The 17,424-nt window shown below is 71.5% G+C and carries 14 protein-coding genes; 5 read left to right on the forward strand and 9 right to left on the reverse strand.

All coding sequences use genetic code 11. The features are described 5' to 3' along the window. Positions 1 to 55: 55 nt before the first annotated feature. Complete coding sequence (locus tag JYJ93_RS33970) at positions 56 to 1,243, forward strand: SGNH/GDSL hydrolase family protein (RefSeq protein WP_269013089.1); 1,188 nt, start codon at positions 56 to 58, stop codon at positions 1,241 to 1,243. Positions 1,244 to 1,256: 13 nt separating this feature from the next. On the opposite strand, the gene JYJ93_RS33975 is transcribed toward JYJ93_RS33970, so the two are convergent. The 4 genes from JYJ93_RS33975 to JYJ93_RS33990 all read right to left on the reverse strand — a co-directional run bounded on the left by JYJ93_RS33975 (position 1,257) and on the right by JYJ93_RS33990 (position 4,814). Next, positions 1,257 to 1,817 carry a hypothetical protein gene (locus JYJ93_RS33975; RefSeq protein WP_206798674.1) on the reverse strand — a complete coding sequence of 187 codons (561 nt, stop codon included), beginning with the start codon at positions 1,815 to 1,817 and terminating at the stop codon, positions 1,257 to 1,259. Between the two features lie 185 nt (positions 1,818 to 2,002). Further along, positions 2,003 to 3,862: a 5'-nucleotidase C-terminal domain-containing protein gene (locus JYJ93_RS33980; protein WP_242544031.1), complete on the reverse strand. Its 1,860-nt coding sequence runs from the start codon at positions 3,860 to 3,862 to the stop codon at positions 2,003 to 2,005. A 62-nt stretch (positions 3,863 to 3,924) separates the two neighbouring features. Beyond that, positions 3,925 to 4,386 (reverse strand): MarR family transcriptional regulator, encoded by a 462-nt coding sequence (locus tag JYJ93_RS33985; protein ID WP_206798675.1) that lies wholly within the window; start codon positions 4,384 to 4,386, stop codon positions 3,925 to 3,927. Then, the gene (locus JYJ93_RS33990; RefSeq protein WP_120616520.1) at positions 4,383 to 4,814 is read right to left on the reverse strand and encodes a hypothetical protein; all 432 of its coding nucleotides are present in this window, start codon (positions 4,812 to 4,814) and stop codon (positions 4,383 to 4,385) included. Before JYJ93_RS33990 ends, JYJ93_RS33985 begins: the two co-directional genes overlap by 4 nt. 216 nt (positions 4,815 to 5,030) lie before the next feature. Between JYJ93_RS33990 and JYJ93_RS33995 the strand changes: the two genes are divergently transcribed. After that, positions 5,031 to 6,455, forward strand: a complete 1,425-nt coding sequence (locus JYJ93_RS33995) for an RtcB family protein (RefSeq protein ID WP_206798676.1) — start codon at positions 5,031 to 5,033, stop codon at positions 6,453 to 6,455. Between the two features lie 9 nt (positions 6,456 to 6,464). Here the strand turns inward: JYJ93_RS33995 and JYJ93_RS34000 are convergent, their stop codons facing one another. After that, entirely contained in the window at positions 6,465 to 8,144 is a 1,680-nt protein-coding gene (locus tag JYJ93_RS34000) for a serine hydrolase (RefSeq protein WP_269013084.1), read from the reverse strand. Positions 8,145 to 8,359: 215 nt separating this feature from the next. On the opposite strand from JYJ93_RS34000, the gene JYJ93_RS34005 reads away from it, so the two are divergent. Together JYJ93_RS34005 and JYJ93_RS34010 are read left to right on the forward strand one after the other, a co-directional pair. Further along, on the forward strand, positions 8,360 to 8,956 hold the full coding sequence (locus tag JYJ93_RS34005; RefSeq protein WP_206798678.1) for a hypothetical protein: 597 nt from the start codon (positions 8,360 to 8,362) through the stop codon (positions 8,954 to 8,956). A gap of 105 nt (positions 8,957 to 9,061) precedes the next feature. Next, on the forward strand, positions 9,062 to 9,568 hold the full coding sequence (locus JYJ93_RS34010) for a DUF1993 domain-containing protein (protein ID WP_206798679.1): 507 nt from the start codon (positions 9,062 to 9,064) through the stop codon (positions 9,566 to 9,568). Here JYJ93_RS34010 and JYJ93_RS34015 read toward each other — a convergent pair. Together JYJ93_RS34015 and JYJ93_RS34020 are read right to left on the reverse strand one after the other, a co-directional pair. Continuing rightward, positions 9,516 to 11,477 (reverse strand): 2,3-oxidosqualene cyclase, encoded by a 1,962-nt coding sequence (locus JYJ93_RS34015; RefSeq protein WP_206798680.1) that lies wholly within the window; start codon positions 11,475 to 11,477, stop codon positions 9,516 to 9,518. The genes JYJ93_RS34010 and JYJ93_RS34015 overlap by 53 nt on opposite strands. Beyond that, positions 11,477 to 12,523, reverse strand: a complete 1,047-nt coding sequence (locus tag JYJ93_RS34020) for a phytoene/squalene synthase family protein (RefSeq protein ID WP_206798681.1) — start codon at positions 12,521 to 12,523, stop codon at positions 11,477 to 11,479. The genes JYJ93_RS34015 and JYJ93_RS34020 overlap by 1 nt, the downstream gene beginning before the upstream one ends. An 86-nt stretch (positions 12,524 to 12,609) precedes the next feature. Between JYJ93_RS34020 and JYJ93_RS34025 the strand changes: the two genes are divergently transcribed. Beyond that, positions 12,610 to 14,019: an NAD(P)/FAD-dependent oxidoreductase gene (locus tag JYJ93_RS34025; protein WP_206798682.1), complete on the forward strand. Its 1,410-nt coding sequence runs from the start codon at positions 12,610 to 12,612 to the stop codon at positions 14,017 to 14,019. On the opposite strand, the gene JYJ93_RS34030 is transcribed toward JYJ93_RS34025, so the two are convergent. Both JYJ93_RS34030 and JYJ93_RS34035 read right to left on the reverse strand, forming a co-directional pair. Next, positions 13,959 to 15,149 (reverse strand): glycosyltransferase, encoded by a 1,191-nt coding sequence (locus JYJ93_RS34030; RefSeq protein ID WP_206798683.1) that lies wholly within the window; start codon positions 15,147 to 15,149, stop codon positions 13,959 to 13,961. The two genes, JYJ93_RS34025 and JYJ93_RS34030, sit on opposite strands and share 61 nt — an antisense overlap. Beyond that, a complete protein-coding gene (locus tag JYJ93_RS34035) occupies positions 15,146 to 17,419 on the reverse strand; it encodes an MMPL family transporter (RefSeq protein ID WP_206798684.1) in 2,274 nt (757 codons plus the stop codon). The genes JYJ93_RS34030 and JYJ93_RS34035 overlap by 4 nt, the downstream gene beginning before the upstream one ends. Between the last annotated feature and the right edge of the window lie 5 nt (positions 17,420 to 17,424).

The raw sequence follows: 17,424 nt of genomic DNA on the forward strand, positions 1-17,424 counted from the left end.
CATGAGCCCCCCCCGTTGAGATGACAGGAAAGGCCCATCATCTAACATGGGCTGCGTGCTCGACCGCCCCCGCATCGCTGGCGTCTGCCTGGGCCTGGGCCTGTCGCTGGCCGCGTGCAAGGCGCCCTCCCCCACACCGGAAGGCCCTTCCATGACCTGGGTGAGCATTCCCGCCACCGACGCGCGCGTGCGGTACGTGGGCCGGACGTACCGCTCCGGCACGGGGGTCGTCTTCTCCCATCCGGGCGTGACGGTGCGCGCGCGCTTCCGGGGGGACGCCCTGCGGATCCGGCTCGATGACGCGGGCGCGGGCGGCGACGTGGGGACCAACCACTTCGACGTCGCGGTGGACGGGGCACCTCCCAGGCTGCTCGCGGTGCAGCCCGGGCAAGGCAGCTACCTGCTCGCCAGCGGCCTCCCCGTGGGCCTGCACACGGTGGAGCTCTTCAAGCGCACCGAGTCCCTGGTGGGCGCCAGCACACTCCTGTCTCTTGAAGTGCACGGCGAGCTCCGGGAGCCTCCCCCGCGGCACACGGGGCTCAAGCTGGAGTTCGTCGGGGACTCCATCACCTGCGGCTACGGCACCGACGCCACCTTCATGCCGGAGACGGCCTCCTCCAAGGTGCCCTCCTTCACGTCGAGGCATCAGAATCCCAGACGCGCCTTTGGCTGGCTCACGGCCCAGCGCCTGGGCGCGGAGGCCGTGTTCGTCTGCTATTCGGGCCACGGCGTGTACCGCAACCTGGACCTGTCCACGTCCGGGCTCATCCCCGCCCTCTACGAGCGCGCCGTCCCGGACCACCCCGCGGCCTGGGACTTCTCCAATGATTCGCCGGATGTGATTGTCCTCAACGCCGGCACCAATGACACGTTCGCGGGCTCGGGCACCGCCGCGTTCCTTCCAGACGAAGCGGCCTTCAAGGCCGCCTACCGGACCTTCCTGGAGCGGCTCCGCGCGCTGCATCCCCGCGCGCACATCGTCTGCACGCTGGGCAGCATGACGGATGGATTCAAGCGGCAGGAACAGCAGGGCGTGGTGACGTCCGTGCACGTCGGTGATTGGGTTTCCCAGCTCGTGGCGGAGCGCCAGCGTCAAGGCGACTCGCGGGTCCACCGCCACGTGATGGCCGTGCAGAACCCCTTCGCGGACGGCGTGGGCGAGGACTGGCACCCCTCCGCCGCCACGCACCAGAAGATGGCGGAGTCGCTGAGCCGGTTCATCCAGGACGTCGTGCGCCCCTGAGCCGGGGCCCTCCTCAGCGCCGCGCGTCGCGCCGGGTCTGGGTCCGGCGGCCCCGGGCCGAGGCGTGGGACTGACGCTTGAGGGCGGGGAAGCGCTCCTGCTTCAGGGCTCCGCCCCCCTTCTTGCGGGACGCCTGCTTCGAGGCGGGGGCCTTCGCGGTGCGGCCGGCGGCGCGCGTCCGGCGCGCGGGCTTGCGTCCTCCCGAGGCCACGCGCTTCGCCCGCCGGGTGACCGGGCGGCTCGCGGCGCGGGTGCGGACCTGCCCCTTGCGCTCCAGCAGGGCGAGCCGCTTCTCGAAGCGCTCCAGGGTGAGCGCGAAGTACTCCGCCTTGCGCAGGGTGTTGCGGTTTCCCTCGGCGCGGCGGGAGCGGGCGGGAACCTCCTTGCGCAGGGCCTCCCTGCGCTGCCGCTGCGCTTCGTCCTGGTACTTCTCCATCAGGCGGCGCGCTCTCAAGATGCGGCCTCGCAGTTCCCGTGGCGAGAGTTCGGCCAGGTTGCGTGGGGCGCTGGACAGGACGAGCTGGGCTTCGCGCTCGGTGAGCAGTGACATCCGCTTCGACGGCAGTGTGCGCATGGCTTCCCCCTCATGGGATGGAGTGCGTGTCGGAACATCCACACCATCCATCCGCCGGCAAACCGCTCCCGGAGGCAGGCGCGAGTGGACTTCTGGATGCCGTGCCCCCAGCAGCGCGGGAGGCCCGGTGGGACGTGCCCTCGAGGGAAGAGGGCTGTCCACCGGGCGTCCCTGACACGCTTACGTCACGGCACGGCGGGCGCGCACTTCGCCGGGCCGAGCGTGGCCTGGAAGTAGTGCGCGTAGAGGTCCGGCGTGAGCGTGAAGTTGCAGGTGTTCACCACGTCCGGAGACAGGTTCTGGTGCGCCTGCATGTAGCTCGCGACGTAGTCCCGCACCCCGTCCGCGGAGGACCACAGCAGGGTGCCCTCCTTGAACATGCTGTACCCGCCGCCGCCACCGCCGCGGTAGTTGTTCACGGCGATGCGGAAGAGCTGGTCGTCCTTCACGTCCTCGCCCTTGAAGCGCAGGTGCGTGAGCCGCGAGCCCGCGGGCTTCGTCAGGTCGTAGCCGTATTCGATGTGCGAGTAGAGGTCCCAGTTGTAGTCCGCGACCACGGGCGTGGTGGCCTTCGCGTCCGCGGGCTTCTCGGGGAGGTTCGCCGCGTCCAGCTGCTTGAAGTACAGCGTGTTCATCTCCAGCGCGCGCCGCAGGATGGAGCCGTTGATCTCCATCACGTACAGCGTGTTGTCGTAGATGTAGACGCTGTAGGCGTCCCGCAGGGTGACGTCCCCCGCCGGCAGCGCGACGTCATTGGAGAACAGGGCGGTCGCGGACAGGTCCACGGGGAAGCCGGCCTCCTTCGCGGCCTCCTCCTGCACGATGTTGAGCAGGTCCGCCAGGGCGCTGTCCACGTAGCGGCCGGGGAAGCCGCCGGTGAAGGCCCCGGTGGTGCTGCCAATCTTCTGGTTCACGTAGGCCACCGTGGTGTCGTGGGCGGCCTGGGTGAGCTGCTTGACGTTGGCGTCCTCCGCCACCGTCTCGTCCACCGCGTGGAGCTTCGAGTCGTGCGCGTCCACGCCCCAGCGCTCGCCGTTCCAGGTGACGTTGAGCTGCACGTCGGCCAGGTGGCTGCCCCAGCGGTTGGGCTGGGTGAGGAGGACCTCGCGGCCATCCTGCTGCTTCAGCAGCATCTTCGGGATGGGCTGGTGGGTGTGGCCGGTGAGGAGCACGTCCACGTCCGCCACCTGCTGGGCGATCTGCACGGCCTGGTTTTCAGCGGTGAGGTTGCCTCGGTCGGTCCACTTCGCCGGGTCCGCATAGTCCGCGAGCCACGACTCGGGGCTGGACGCGCTGCCCGTCGGCTGCTTGTCCGGGCCGCCGTGGATGGCCACCACCACCACGTCCGCGCCGGCCTGCTTCATCTTCGGCACGTACGCCTTCGCGACCTCCAGCGGCTCATCGAAGCGCAGCCCGGTGATGTTGTCCTTGCGCTCCCACGTGGCCACGCCCGGCGTCACCAGGCCGAGGATGCCGACCTTCACGTCGCACACCGTGGTGATGATGTACGGGGTGAAGGCCTCGGAGCCGTCCGAGCTCTTGCGCACGTTGGCGCCGAGGAGGGGGAAGTTCGCCTCGCCCTTGAACTTGTTGAGGACGTCCTGGCCGTAGTTGAACTCGTGGTTGCCCATGGCCATGGCGGCGTAGCCCAGCTCGTTCATGGCGGCGGCCATGGGGTGCTTGGACGCGTTGTCCACCTGGGCGTAGTAGGTGCCCAGCGGCGAGCCCTGGATGGTGTCGCCCGTGTCGACGAGCAGCGTGCAGTCCGGGTTCTTCGCGCGCTCCTGCTTGATGAGCGTGGCCACCTTGGAGAGGCCGCGCTTCGCGTCCGGCTTCCCGGTGAAGTAGTCCCACGGGAAGATGTTGGTGTGCAGGTCGCTGGTCTGCAGCAGCGTCAGCGTGCGCGGCGACCGGTCCACCGGGGTCGGGTTCGGGTCGACGGGGGGATCATCGTTGGAATCACAGGCCGTCATCAGCGAGCTGGCGCCCACGAGACAGAGCGTGCCGGTGCGCAGCGCGCGCATCAGGAAGGAGGAGCGGTTCAAGAGGCCTCGACCTTGTGCCTTGCCGGAAGGGAATCTTCCGGAGGGGCGCGCACCCTACAGGTTCAATCTGACATCGTCTCGGGCTCCAGGTTGGCCACCACCCGGCGCAGGAGCGACATGAACGTGGCGCGCTCTTTTTCGCTGAGGCCCGCAGTCGCGTGCTCCGCGACCTCCCCCAACTGCTCCTTCGCCAGGGGCAGGCGCTCCCGGGCCTTGGCCGAGAGGGAGATCCGGGTCGCGCGCTTGTCGTCCGGGTGCGGCTGACGCTGGATGAGGCCGTCGCGCTCCATGCGCGTGAGGAGCGCGGCCATGGTGGGCTGCTCGACGTGGGCGTACTCCGCCAGCTGCTTCTGCAGGAGGGGCCCGTGCTCCTCCAGCGCGATGACCACCGGCAGGTAGGCCATCCCGAAGTCGAGCGGCCGCAATCGCTGCTCGAAGTGGCGCATCAGCAGCCGGGACGCATGGTTGATCCAGAAGGTCGGGACGGCTTCGGGGTCCCAGCGGGGGGCGGACTTCGCGCTCATTGGAGGTTGCCCGAGGAGTCCTCCGACTCCTCCTCGGCCGTCGGGTAGGCGGAGACGGCCACGGCGATTCCCTGGTCCGCGAACCACCGGACGTCGTCCGGCGGGAAGTGGATGGAGCTGGTGAAGTGCCGCGCGGTGCCGACGAACAGCCCGAAGTCCACGACACAGGGGACGGCCTGCTGGCGCAGCTCCGCGAGCAGGGGGGCCAGCACCTCCAGTTGCCGGCGGGCGGCGGCGACGGGGCCGTGCAGCGTGCCCTCGCCGTCCTCCACCAGGGTGAGGTTGAAGCCAGAGGTCGAGTGCCTCCCCTGCCGCTGGTGCTGCTCTCCCTGGAGCCAGACGGCATCCGGGTGGCACTCCGGGAAGCGGTCCAGGACGGACGCCACATCGAACTCCGGGGCCTGGGCCCGTAGGACCGCCACCGTCATGACACCGCTCCATTCCCCTGCTTCGACACGTCCATGGGCCCATCCTCGACTGGAGCGGGCATTTTCGCGAGCCCGTCAGGTGAGGTGTGTGTTGGATCGTCCAGGGGGGCGCGGACGCTCCGTGCGTCCCGACCGCGGCTGCTGACCCGAGGTCTCGAACCCATCGCTCACGTCCCCCGGGCTGAACTTCCGCCCGGGTCAGATTCCGAGAAGGTCATGCAGCCGAAACTGAACCGGCTCCTGCGGGCACTTGCCCGCGAGGGGCTCGACGTTGCCTACGACGGTCGTGTCTACACGGTCTGCCTCCTGGCGGATCCCCATGCTCCCCCCGCCGAGGTCCTCCTTCCGCCGGACCTGCCGGTGGAGGGCAAGGCGCTCCAGCAGCTCGCGGCGCTCGCCGCGCTCCATCACCCTGACGGCGGCCGCGTGAAGCAGGTGCGCGCGACGCCGGACTTCCATCCGGGCGACTCCGGGGTGGCCATCGGGTCGGTGGTCCACACGGAGGGGCTGGTGGTCCCCGGCGCCGTGGGCACGGACATCAACTGCGGCATGCGCCTGCACGTCGCGGACCTCCCCGTGGACGCCTTCCTCGCCCGCCGCGACGCCTTCGTCGAGCGGATGAAGGGGCACTACTTCTTCGGCACGCGGGACGTGGCCCAGGGCTCGCGCGCTCTGGAGGCGCTGCTGCGGGACGGCCTGCCCGGCTGGCTCCTGGAGACGGAAGGCCAGCCCCTGGGCATGGCGGCCCGGATGGACCTGGGCCAGCTTCACCGCGAGTCCGGCCGCGTCCACCTGGGCGGTGCGTTGGAGGGCGACCCGGCGTGGGCGCCCACCGGGCTCAGGCGGGAGGGCGTGGTGCGCGACCCGGGGCTCGCCACCATTGGCGGAGGCAACCACTTCGTGGAGGTGCAGCGGGTGGAGGCGGTGGTGGACCGCGCGCGGGCGTGGGCCTGGGGCGTGCGGGAGGGGCAGCTCGCGTTCATGGTGCACTCCGGTTCGCGGGACATGGGCAAGCACGTGGGGCGCGCCTGGCAGGAGCGCGCGCGCGCCGCGTGGCCCACGGGGGCCCCGCACCCGGCGAGCGGCATCTTCCCGCTCGCGGATGAAGCGAAGGTGCGCGAGTACCTGAAGGCGGAGGCCACGGCGGCCAACTACGCCTTCCTCAACCGGCTGCTGCTCGCGGAGCTGGTGCGGCAGACGCTGCGGGAGCTGTTCGGGGACGTGGAGGCGCCGCTCGTCTACGACGTGCCCCACAACATCACCCTGCCCTGGGAGGGCGGCTGGCTGGCGCGCAAGGGGGCCTGCCCCGCGGAAGAGGACCAGCCCGTCATCATCCCCGGCTCCATGGGCGCCACGTCGTACCTGATGCGGGGCCTGGGCAACGCGAAGGCCCTGGCGTCGGCCTCGCATGGCGCGGGGCGGGCGCACTCGCGCTTCTCCATGTCACGGGGCGGCGCGAAGCACCGGGAGGAGGACCTGGGGCTGACGGGGGTGGACTGCATCGCGATGCGCGCCGAGCGGCGCATCGAGGAGGCCCCCGCCGCCTACAAGCCCATTGGCCCGGTGGTGGCCTCCCAGGTGGACGCCGACATCGTCCGCGAGGTGGCCCGGCTGCGGCCCTTGATGACCTTCAAGGCCTGACGGCGTCCTTCAACGGCTCCGCGCCTTCCCAGGCGCGGGCAGACGCTCCGCGCGCAGGCGGCGGGCGCGGAGCGTGCCGAAGGTCAGCCCATCCACCTGGCCTGACTTCGCGCGCGTGAAGGTGACCGTCCCCAGCGCGTCGCTGACGAAGCGGTCTCCACCGACGGCTTCGAGCACGGTGCGCTTCTGGCGCTGCCAGCGCACCCGCGGCTTGCCGTCCTCCACGCGCACCGTGAAGGTCATGTCCACCTCATCGCTGTGGTACTGGCCCGCGAGCGCCTCCAGCGCGGACGGCGGCTTCGCGTCCACGCGCGTGTAGACGCGTGCGGGCAGCGCGCTCGCCGTGTCCCGGACGTGGACCTCTCGCGGCGCCCTGGCGGCCTGCGCCGGGAAGCGCCACTCCTCCGTGGATTCCCCCACGAGGAACAGGCCGGGCTCGACCGGCACCAGCGGTGTCATGGCGCCGACGCTCCGCAGCGCTCCGTCCTTCAGCTCCAGCCGCACGACCTGATCCGTCACCGCGCTCCAGTAGACGCCCGCCAGATCCTTCAGCGCCGCCTCCGGCACGCTCAGCGGGGACGCCTTCACGGGCTCGGGGCGCGTGCCCAGGTACACGTCCGCCACCTTCCGCACGAACTCCGCCGGCACGGCCGTGGAGGCGTTGCAGAACACGGCGACGGCCAGGCGCGAGTCCGGATAGACGGCGACGCTCGAGCGGTAACCCGCGTCCGCGCCGTTGTGGCCGAACGTCCGCTGGCCTTGATAGGTGCCCAGCGTCAGCCCCGCGCCGTAGCCGGTCGCCTCACCGCTCTTCAACGTGGCGGAGGTCCGCAGCCAGTCCACCAGCGCCTGTCCGCCCACGCGCGGCTGGAGGAGGTTCGCCTCCCACTTCAAGAGGTCCCCCACCGTGGTGAACAGGCTGGTGGAGCCGTAGTAGTCGAACACCGGGACGCTGATGCTCCAGCCGCCGCCGTCACGCGGTGAATAGGCGGACGCGCGCCGGGGGACGACCTCCGAGTGGTCGTCGTGGAAGTGCGTGTCGCGCATCCCCAGCGGCCGGAAGATGCGCTCCTCCGCGAACGCCCGCAGCGACTTCCCCGCCACGCGCTGGATGATGACCGACAGCAGCGTGTAGCCGGTGTTGTTGTAGCTCCACTCGGTGCCCGGTTCGAAGTTCAGCCCGCGCTGCCGGGCCATGACCCACAGCACGTCGTCCACGGTCATCAGGTCATCGCCCCGCCAGCCGGCCATGTTCAGCAGGTGGAACTGCTCCCGCAGGCCGCTGGTGTGGTGCACCAGGTCCGCGAGGGTGATCTTCTTTCCGTGGTCCGGCAGCTCCGGCAGGTACTTCCGGATGTCGTCGTCCCGCGACAGCTTGCCCTCCTGCTCCAGCAGCCCCATCGCGAAGGCGGTGAACTGCTTGGAGATGGAGGCCACGTGGAAGATGGACTCCGGCGTGATGGGGACGCCGTACTCCAGGCTCGCCATGCCGTAGCCACGCGCGTAGTCCACGGCGCCGTCGCGGGAGACCGCCACCGCGCAGCCGGGCGTCGCGTTCCCGGTCCACGGGGCGAACAGCGCATCCACCCGGGCGTGGCGCGCCACCGGCGGCTCCTGGGCGAAGGAAGGCCGCGCCGCGCAGAGGACCAGCGCGGCGAGCAGACAGGCGAGAGAAGAAATGGACCGCACGGCAACCCCTTCGTGTTCGTGACGCCACCGGGCCTGGCGTCGCGACGCCTTCATGCCCCGAGCGCTCGGTCCACGCCAGTCGCGGGCCCGGCCGTTCACCCCGCCCGGAAGCCACTTCGTCCCATGCACGGAGCGGCTGGCGTCAGGGGCATGTCTCCCATCCAAGGACCTCGCTACTCCTGCCGGCGTCGTCCCACCACGAACAGGAGTCAGCCATGATGCGCCGTTTCGCCTTCTTCACCCTGCCGGTGGCCGCGCTGTTGTTGGGGGCCTGCGGCGGCCCGGAGACCCTCGATGCGCCGGAGGTCTCACCCGAGCCGGCCGTGGCCACCACGGAGCAGGGCCTGTCCAGCATCACCATCAACGACTTCCCGCTGGCCTTCTACAAGCCGCCCAAGACGCCGGGGGGTGACGCGGACTTCGGCGGAAACGGCCCGCGGATGACCCTCAACTTCGAGTACGAGGTGCGCAACTCGAACGAGCTGTGGATCGGCATGTTCATCTGGGGCGACGAGGTGGGCGGAGACACCCATGTCGCGGGGCACCAGTGGTACCACATCGCCACCACCGCGACGCCCATCCAGAGCATCACGCCGTCTCCGTGGCCCGTCGCGGATTTCTGGCAGGGCGCCGAGTACACCTTCTCGTACAGGGACTATGGGCACTCGCAGGACGCGTTCTACATCCCGCAGCTGACCTCGAACACGCGCATCGTGCAGAACATCACCTGCGTGGGCGACACGGCTGGCGACGAGGCCGGGACGAAGACGGGCTGCTCCGCCGTCCTGCATGACCTGACCATCACCTTCTGACACCTCGCCTGACCCGTACATGACGCGGGGCGTCCGGCTTGAGGGGGCCGGACGCCTCGCGGATTGGCTCGCGCGCCAATGCCTGCCCCGTTAGCTTGCGCGCCCATGTACTTCGAACTCTTTTCGCAGATGAAGAAGCAGCTGGGGCAGTTGGGCAAGTGGTTGGAGACGGCCGCGGCCCATGCCAAGGCGAAGTCCTTCGACCCGAACCTCTACCTGAACTTCCGGCTGGCGCCGGACCAGCTCCCGTTCGTGCGGCAGGTGCAGATCGGCTGTGACGCCGTGAAGCTGGCGGCCTCGCGTCTGTCAGGCAAGGCCGCGCCGTCGCACCCGGACACGGAGCAGACGCTGGAGGAGCTCAGCGCCCGCGTCCGGTCCACCATCGCGTACCTGGACACGTTCACCGCGAAGGACTTCGAGGGCGCCGCCGGACGCGTCATCACCCACCCCCGCTGGGAGGGTCAGGTGATGAGCGGCGCGGACTACTTCCTGGAGAACGCGGTCCCCAACTTCTTCTTCCACGTCACCCACGCGTACGCGCTCCTGCGTCACAACGGCGTCAACCTGGGCAAGGCGGACTACCTGGGTTCGCTGAGCCTTCGCGCGCCTTGAAGTCCAAGGCCTGTCGCTCCGCGAGCGACAGCGCCCACAGCGGGAAGATGCGCAAGTAGGCGTCGTAGTGGATGGCGCAGGTGCGGCTGAACACGCCGGCCAGCGGCTCTCGTGGCCACTGGCCGTCCGCGTCCTGCCTCTCGCGCAGCCACACCGCGCCCCGGCGCGTGGCCTCCGCGTTCGCTTCGCCCGCGGCCACCAGTGACAGCACGGCCCAGGACGTCGTCACCGCGTGGCCCGTGCGCCCCTCCACCCAGCGGCGCTCGCGGCAGGACGGGAGGGTCTCGCTCCAGGAGCCATCCTCGCGCTGGTGGGCCTTCAGGAACGTGACGGCCTTGCGCAGGGCAGGGTCTCCGGTCCCCGCGCCCGAGGCCACCAGGCCGGTGACGCCGAACCACGTGCCGTAGCTGAAGCAGACGCCCCAGGAGCCCTCCCAGCCGCCGTCCGGCCGCTGCTGCCGGCGCAGGAAGTCCGCGCCCCGCGCGATGGACGGGCCCACCGGAGCGTCCGGGCACGCCTCGCGCCACGCCGCCAGCGCCTGCATGCAGGCCGACGTGCACTCCACGTAGCTGGGGTCCACCATGATGCCAGCGAAGACGTCCGAGGGGTTGAACCGCTCCAGCCAGCGCGGCCCCCGCTGCCGCTCGTAGGTGGCCCAGCCGCCGTCCCGGTTCTGCAACGACAGGATGAACGCCACGGCGTGTCCCAGGCGTTGGCGTGACACGCGATTGAGCCCGAGCGGCTCCAACAACAGACACGCCTTCAGCGCCTCCGCCGTGCAATCGCTGATGGGCCAGCCGTGCGCGCGGGTGCTGAAGGGCCACCCTCCCCGGCTGGGATGCCGGTGGTGGCGCGCGGCGTCTGGCGAATCCTCCAGCACCTGCTGCGCCTCCAGGAAGCGGCCCGCGCGCTCCAGCGTGTCGCGCGCCCAGGCGGACTCGCCGGAGGCCACCAGCGCCTGCACCGCGAAGGCGGTGTCCCAGAGCTGGGAGGAGTTGTAGCCGTTGACCGTGATGCCTTCAGGCGTCCGCTGGAGATAGTCCGGCAGGCGCTCCAGGTGGGCTCGCACCTCCGGGCCTTCCGGCCGCGCCACGTGCCACACCACCATGTCGAGCACCTTGTTGATGGGCCCGATGCAGATGAAGTGCGTCGCTTCGTCCTCGCCGCGGATCAACGCCAGGGACTCCTCCAGCGCGCGTCTCCGCAGCCGCTTCGAGTGGAAGCGCTCATACAGGCCCAGCACGCGGTGCACGGCGCGCAGTCCCAGGCCGTGGGGGCTGTAGGCGTCCGTGCCCGCCACGCGGCCTCGCGCCGCCTTCCAGTCCACGTCCTCGTAGGGCTGGGGGTACAGCTCGCGCCGCAGCTCGGCCAAGAGCGGGGCTTCCGTGGCGCGGACCCGGCGGCCATAAAGCCAGCCCATGGGCAGGTACACCATGCGGCAGTGGCACCAGAGCCGCGAGGGATGGAACGGCAGCGCTCGCGGCAACAGCCAGAGCTCGGGAGGCACGGGCGCCAGGCCCGCGTATTCGTAGAGCCCCAGCAGGGCGAGGACGAACTTCCCCCAGGACGCGCTGCCCAGCGGGCCGCCCCGGGGGAGGAACCACGCCCGCGCCCGGACGAGCTCCGGGTCGTCCGCGCCAACGCCCAGCAGCCGCTGCGCGACGTAGTTGAGCACCGAGGTGAAGACGAGGCTGGGCGACTCCACATCCAGCCCCCATCCTCCATCCGGGTTCTGGTGCGCGCGCATGTGGGCGACCATGCCGTCGCGGACGGGCGCCTCTGGAAGGCGCCCCATCACATACAGCCCGGCCACGTACACCGGCCCCAGGAACAGCGGACCGCTGTAGTCCCCCTTCCAGGAGCCGTCCGCCGCCTGCGTCCCGGCCAGCATGTCCCGGGCCCGCCGCATCAGGGCCAGGCCTCCGCATGACCTTGAGACGTCCGCGAGCCGCTGGCGTAGAGCGCCCGCAGCGCTTCATCCGAGCCCACCCGCTCCTGCGTGAGCCGCATCAGCGCCGCCACCGTCTCCCGGGGAATCTTCACGGGCTCGGGCTCGAACACCGCGGGGTTGCCCTCCACCGCGTCGAGCGTCCCGGCCGCGAAGAAGAGCGGGTAGAGGCAGAACAGCCGCAGGCCGGGCTCCTCCACGGGCAGCGCCAGCGAGTATTCGAGCGCGACGTCCAGCTCGCGGCGCGCCACCGCCACCAACTCCTCCATCAGCGCCACGGCGTTCGCGCGGAGCGAAGGCAGGACCAGCGTGGCGGGCGTGAGGCCATGCGCGGCCATGCGGTCCCTGGGCAGCCAGCAGCTCCCCCGGTCCAGGTCCTCGCGCACGTCCTTCAGGATGTTGGTGAGCTGCAGGGCCCGCCCAAAGGCAGGCGCCCGCGATAGCAGCCGCTCCTCGCGCCGGGCGACCCGGGGTGAGCTGGCGACGAAGAGGCCGGTCAGCATCTCGCCGACGACGCCCGCCACGTAATAGCAATACATGAACGTCGCCTGGAGGTCGGGCAGCCCCATGACCTGCCCGCCCCCTCCATGCATCCGCTGTATCTGTTTCATGCCGCCGGTCATCGTCCGCACGCATCGCGCGATGGGCGGGTGGACCCAGGAGGGAAGCGAGGCCAGGGTTTCGAGCACGGCCGGTGTCTGGGAGACGAGCTCGGCCTCCGGGGGCGGCGCCTCGTCCCGCAGGGCCAGCCGCGCCCTTCGCGCGAAGGAGCGGGCACGGGCCTCCCAGCCCGGCTCCAGCGATACGAGGCTCCCCATTTCGTCCAGCAATGCACCGTGAAGTGCCCCGCGGGCCTCGTCCTCCAGCGTGTCCGCGATGCGGCACAGCAGGTAGGCCACCGTCACCGCCAGGTCCAGGGGCTCGGGCAACAGCGGGATGTTGAGCGCGAAGGTCCGGGAAACCTGGGGCAATTGCGTGCGACAGAATGATGCACCCTGCACCTTCATGCCTGCCTCCTTCGCGTGCGGCGCCGCGCTTCAATGGATAAGTCGTCAATGCCAGACATGGTGTCTGGGAACCGAGCGGGGGCCACGTGGGGGACACCGAGGTGGTGATAGCCGGGGGCGGGCCCGCGGGCTGCGCGGTGGCGGCGGCGCTCTCCGACCTGGGGTGGTCCGTCCTGCTGCTGGACGCGGGGGTGGACCGGCACAAGCAGCTCGCGGGCGAATTGCTCCACCCGCCCGGGGTGCGGGACCTGCGCGCGCTGGGCTTCGGGGACGTCGTGAATGGCTGGAAGGCCCACCCCGTGAGGGGCTTCGCGGTGCGCTTCCATGCCCCCGCCCGCACGCTCGTCCTGCCCTACGGTCGCGGGCTCACCGGCGTGTCGCTGGAGCACGCCGCCCTCACCCTGCCCCTGCAGGAGGCGGTGTCGCGGCGGCGCGGCGTCACCGTGCGCACCCGTGCGCGCGTGACGGCCGTGGAGCACAACTGCGAGCGCGGCGTGCGCCTGCGCTATTCGCACGAGGGCACCGAGCACACCGTGCACGCCCGGCTGCTGGTGGCCGCGGACGGACGCGCGTCGCCCGTGCGGCGGATGCTGGGCATCGCCGAGCACCACCAGCGCCTGTCCACCATGCTGGGCGTAACCGTGGACAGCGACTGCCTCACCCACCCCGAGCACGGCCACCAGTTCGTGGGCGGCGCCGTGCACGCGCTGGCGTACATCATCCAGCCCGGCGTGGCGCGCGTGATGGTGGACCTGCCGCTGGGCAGCACGGCCCGGACGCTGAAGGAACAACCGGAGTTGCTGCTCGCCCTGCCCTCGCGGCTGAGGGAGGCCGTCCGGCAGGCGCTGGAAGAGCGGCCCGCGGTGCGCATGGCCTCCAACGACGACTGGCTGGCGGAGACCGTCTGGATGGGGAGCGCCGTGCTCGTGGGCGACGCCGCCGCGTGCTGCCACCCGCTCACGGCCAGCGGCATGGCGTCGTGCTTCCACGACGCCCGCGCCCTCCAGGAGTCGCTGGACCGCCATCAGGGCCACGTCGCCCGCGCGCTGGAGCACTACGCGCACGCGCGGCGGCCCGCGCAGCGCACCCGCGTCGCGCTCGCGTCCGCGCTCTACAGCGCCTTCGCCAGGCAGGACGAGGGCATGCGCGCGCTGCGCATGGGCCTGCTGCACTACTGGGAGCACAGCCCCGGCGGCGCGCGCGCCTCCATGGCCCTGCTGTCCTCCGAGGAGCCCCGCATGCGGGTGATGGCCCGCGAGTACCTGCGCGTCGTCGCCCACGCCTTCGCCGCGATGCTCTCCCCGAAGGGAGCGGGGGGCAGCCTGCGGTCCGCCGCGCCGCTGTTGCGCTCCGCCGGACCGCCCTTGCGAGGCACCATGGCGAGCGCGGTGGAACAGGTGGGGAGCTGGCTCCATCGTCGCGTCCGCCGTCCCGTCTACACGCTGGCCCGGGCCGGCTGGGCTTCACCCAGGCGCGCCTTCGCATCCAACCGGTAGCCGCGGCCGCGCCAGTCCACCTCGCGAGACACCCGCGCGGACAGCGCCACGCCGGCCCCCAGCAGCGGCAGCACCGCCGGCACCCAGTAGTGCCGGGGCGCGACCCGGGGCCCGTGACAGGCCCGCTGGAGCCGCAGCTGGCTCCACACGGAGAAGCCGATGGGCACCGCCGCCAGGAGCGCCGGGCCCCAGGCCCTTCGCGCCACCGACGTCGCCAGCGCGCCCCACGACAGCCAGCTCACCGCGCCACGCACCCAGTGGGGCCGCGCGAAGGAGCCGGGGATGCCCGCCTCCGAGAAGAGGATCCACCGCCGGAAGATGCGCAGGAAGGCGGTAAGCCCCAGGCGCCCCGTGACGACGCGCAGGGGCGCGTGGACGACGCGGTTCTTCCACCCGGCCAGGTACAGCCGGCGCCCCAGGTACATGTCATCCACGAACTGCCCGGCGGCGCAGCGCACGCCCCCGATGGCCTCCAGCGCCTGGCGTCGGAACACCATCAACTGCCCCATGATGAAGGGCAGCGAGCCATCCGGCTCCGCGGTGCACGCGACCGACGCGCCGTACCACGCGTTCACCAGCAGCCCGTAGCCCACGTCGCCCGCCAGGGGCGCGTCCGCCGCCGCGTAGATGGGCGCGAACGTGGCGCCCGTTCCGCCGTCCTCCAGCAGCGCGCCCACCAGCGCCGTGAGCACCCCGGGCGAGGGCCGCGTGTCCGAATCACTGAAGGCCAGCAGCTGGCCCCGGGAGCGGGCCACGCCCACCTGCATCGCGTTGAGCTTGCCCGTCATGCCCGCCGGGGGCTCGCCCGCGACCAGCAGCTCCACCCGCCTCGCGCGCGTCGGGCGGGTGGCCACCTCCTCGCGGGTGGGGAGGAACGCCGGGTCGTCCTCGCTGTCGAAGACGAAGAGCACCTCCCACTCACCGGGATAGTCCAGCTCCAGCAGCGCGCGCACGTTCTCGCGCGCGTCCACGTCCAGGCCCCGGATGGGCCGGATGACCGTCACCGACGGTGGCTCGAAGCGCCTCTGGGGTGGGGCCTGCCGCCGCCGCAGGCCGGCCATCAGCGCCCGATGCCCGTGCACGAGCACGCCCAGCGCCGCCGCCGTCCATGCGAGATTTTGCGCGTTCATGGCCGCACCTCCGTCCCCTGCGCCCGTGGCCGCGAGCGCCTCCAGTGGCCGGGCCCCCACCAGTTGAAGTCCCCCATCAGCCGCATCATCGCGGGGACGATGAGCACCCGGACCAGCGTCGCATCCAGCGCGACCGCGATGGCCATGCCCAGGCCCATGGCCTTCACCACCACCACCGACGCCAGCGTGAAGGCCGCGAACACGGCCACCATGATGGCCGCCGCGCTGGTGATGAGGCCGCCGGTCCGCTCCAGCCCTTCGGCCACCGCGTGGGTGTTGTCGCCCGTGCGCAGGTACTCCTCGCGGATGCGGCTGAGCAGCAGCACCTCGTAGTCCATGGACAGGCCGAACAGCGCGCAGAACAACAGGATGGGCAGCGACGGTTCGATGGGCCCGGGCTCGAAGCGCAGCAGCCGGTGCAGGTGCCCCTCCTGGAAAATCCACACCAGGGCGCCGAACGAGCCGGCCAGCGACAAGAGGTTCATCAGGAGCGCCTTCAAGGGCAGCACCACGGAGCGCAGGAGCACGAAGAGGACGATGCACGTCATGCCCATCACGAACCCCACCGCCGCGGGCGTGTGGTGCTTCACGAAGGCCGCCGCGTCCACGTCCGCCGCGGTCTGCCCGCCCACCCACCACCGGCCATCGCCCACCGTGCGGTCCTCGCGCAGCGCGCGGACCAGGTCGCGCGCCTCCACGCTGCTGGGCGCCGACGACGTCAGCACCTGCATCACCGCCACGTTGCCGGTGATGTACGCGGCTCGCGCGGCCTGGACCTCCGGTGGAAGGAACTGGGGCGGCGCGGCGGCCATCCGCTGGACGGTCGCCCGGTCCATGCCGGGGCCCAGGTCCACCGCGCTCTCCACGCCGACGACGCCGGGCATCGAAGCCGCGCGGCGGCTGGCGTCGTACAGGGCGCCCGCGCGCTCCGGCGTGAGGGGATTGCCTCCCGGGAACTCCACCGCCACCAGGACGCGCGTGGCGGCCTCGCGGGGAAACAGGCGGGCCAGGGTCTCCGCGCCCTGGCGGGCCTCGGTGCCCTCGGGCAGCGCGGTGATGTCCGTGGCCGCCAGTTGCAGCCGGCGGAATGGTAGCCCCATGGCCAGCAGCAGCGTCAGCGTGGGCAACAGCACCCACCAGGGATGGCGCATCACCCAGGTGGCCAGCGCGTGCCATGCGCCGCCGCGCCCCTCCTTCCGGGAGAAGGGCAACCGTCCCCGGTCCACCCGGGGCCCCAGCCAGGCGAGCAGCGCGGGCAGCACGGTGAGCGCGAAGAGGACCGCGAAGGCCACCACCAGGGCCCCGCCCAAGCCCATGGCGCTCAGGTACGAGCCTCGGAAGAAGAGCAGGCCCCCCAACCCCACCGTGACGGCCAGCCCCGAGAACGCCACCGCGCGCCCGGCGGTGTCCAGCGTGCGCGTCAGGGCGTGCTCCGTGGAGAGGCCCAGGGCGAGCTCGGAGCGGAAGCGGCTCACGATGAAGAGCGAGTAGTCGATGGCCACGCCCAACCCGATGAGCGACACGACGTTGAGCGTGTACTGAGCCATGTTCGTGGCGTGCGACAGCAGCATCACGCCCGCCACGCCGCAGAGCACCGCCAGGCCGCCCACCACCAAGGGCAGCATCGCCGCCACCACCGTGCGGAACACCCACAGCAGGACCACCAGCGCCAGCGGGAAGGACAGCAACTCCGCGCGCAGCAGGTCGTGCTCCAGCAATTCATTGAGCGCGGCCAGGAAGGCCACCTTGCCCGTGAGCGTCGTCCGGAGGTCCGGGCTCTCCAGCGCCGCGCGCACGGCGGGGAACGCGGCGGTGGCCTCGCGCTCGCCGCCCTTGAGCCGCACCAGCGCCAGCAGGTCGTGGCCGGTCTTCGCCACGAAGCGGGCCCGGAAGGCCTCGGGCGCGCCAATGGGCGACACCACCGACGCGACCTCTGGCAGCCGCTCCACGCGCGACAGCACGGACGTCACCGCCTGGGCGAAGCGCGGCTCATCCGGGGTCCAGGTGTCGTGATGGAAGATGACGGCCAGGGTCTGGTCGTTCGACCCTGCGGCGGCACCGCGCGCGAGCGCCTCGGCCCTCGCGGATTCGATGCCTTCGATGGTGCCGGTGGTGAGGTCTCCGCCCCGGAGCAGGGCCCACACCGCAGCGGCGAGCAGCAGCAGCGCGCCTACCAGCACCCGGCCCCGGTGCCGGAACACGCCCATCGCCAGCCGGGCGAACAGGGACGGCTCGCCCCCCACCGGTGAGTCGTCCCCCCGCCCCGCCATGCACG

Origin of the sequence: Corallococcus sp. NCSPR001 (genome assembly GCF_017309135.1) — a bacterium.
In the GTDB taxonomy this organism is placed as follows: Bacteria; Myxococcota; Myxococcia; order Myxococcales; family Myxococcaceae; genus Corallococcus.